Origin of the sequence: Sphingopyxis bauzanensis (assembly GCF_002205675.1) — a bacterium.
Lineage (GTDB): Bacteria > Pseudomonadota > Alphaproteobacteria > Sphingomonadales > Sphingomonadaceae > Sphingopyxis > Sphingopyxis bauzanensis.
This window is the reverse complement of record NZ_NISK01000015.1, coordinates 1-1236: the sequence shown is the minus strand read 5'-3', so window position 1 is coordinate 1236 and position 1236 is coordinate 1. Positions and strand designations below refer to the sequence as shown.

Sequence of the window (1236 nt, the reverse complement as noted above, 5' to 3'; positions counted from 1 at the left end):
CGCGGCTGGTCTATCGGTCGGCCGCGTTGGCGTCGGCGATCCGCGCAGCCGCTGGGGCAGCTGCACGCACGACGGTGACCTCCGCTACAGCTGGCGGCTTGTGATGGCACCCAACCATGTTCGCCGTGCGACGGTCGCGCATGAGGTCGCGCACCTTCGGCATATGGACCATGGTGCAGCCTTTCATGCGCTCGTCGACGAATTGCACGATGGCGACGTCGCCGCGGCGCGTGGCTGGCTGCGCCGCGAAGGGCGTTCGCTCCACCGCTACCGCTTCGCTGACTGATTAATCGTTCGCGCTATCCGAAGGCGGACGCTGTTGCTGCGACGGTCTGACGATCGGCGGTGCAGCCTTGGGTACCTGTCTCTTATACACATCTAGATGTGTATAAGAGACAGGCTTAGTGACGATGATTAGTGCGGTTTCGCCGGTGTCGGGATTGCGCGTGTTGACGAACGAGGGGTCATCCTTCAGCGCATCGGTCGCCTTGGTTCCGTCGCGGCTGTCGACTGCCTGCAAAAAGGCATAGCCGCCGCGGAACTGCGCCTGTGCGGGACTGAGCAGAAGGCCCGTCGCTGCAGCCAGTGTGACAAGGAAAAAGGCGAGGCGAAACTCCGCGCGTCGGAACATGTCTGGGCGACCCCTGGGGCAATTTGTCCGCCGCTGAGGCGACGACAATGGTTGATTTTCCATGGCTAGCCGATCAAGGCTGGCGGCATGATGAATATCGCAAATATGGGACAAAGGTTCGTCCGCGCAAGCCTGATGATTGCTTTCGGTGCCGCGCTCGCGGGTTGCAGCGGCGGCGGCGATGCGCCGCCCGCGAAGCCGCCGCTCGAAGGCGCGCGCATCGGCGGCCCCTTCACGCTCACCGATCAGAACGGCAAGACCGTCCGCGACACCGACTTTGCGGGCAAATATCGTCTCGTCTATTTCGGCTACAGCTTTTGCCCCGACATCTGTCCAGTCGACCTGCAAAAGCTGATGCGCGGGCTGTCGCAGTTCGAAAAGATCGATGCCGCGCGCGGTGCGAAGGTCGTGCCGATGTTCATCACCGTCGATCCGGCGCGTGATACGCCCGAAGCGCTCAAACCCTTCGTGGCGCGCTATCATCCGCGCCTGCTCGGCCTCACCGGCACGCCGGAACAGATCGCCGCGGTCGCGAAAGCCTATGTGGTGACTTATAACAAGGCTGTCTCTTATACACATCTAGATGTGTATAAGAGACAGGGATC

General features: G+C 62.1%; 3 protein-coding genes. 2 read left to right on the top strand and 1 reads right to left on the bottom strand.

The window, feature by feature from the left end; translation table 11 throughout:
• A partial coding sequence (locus CDQ92_RS20530) for a M48 family metallopeptidase (RefSeq protein ID WP_144035852.1) occupies nucleotides 1-286 on the top strand: 286 nt, incomplete at its 5' end.
• Here the strand turns inward: CDQ92_RS20530 and CDQ92_RS20525 are convergent.
• Nucleotides 287-631: a hypothetical protein gene (locus tag CDQ92_RS20525; protein ID WP_237246140.1), complete on the bottom strand. Its 345-nt coding sequence runs from the start codon at nucleotides 629-631 to the stop codon at nucleotides 287-289. It abuts the gene before it with no gap.
• A gap of 87 nt (nucleotides 632-718) precedes the next feature.
• Between CDQ92_RS20525 and CDQ92_RS20520 the strand changes: the two genes are divergently transcribed.
• Nucleotides 719-1236, top strand: a 518-nt coding sequence (locus CDQ92_RS20520) for an SCO family protein (RefSeq protein WP_144035851.1), incomplete at its 3' end; no start/stop codon positions are given.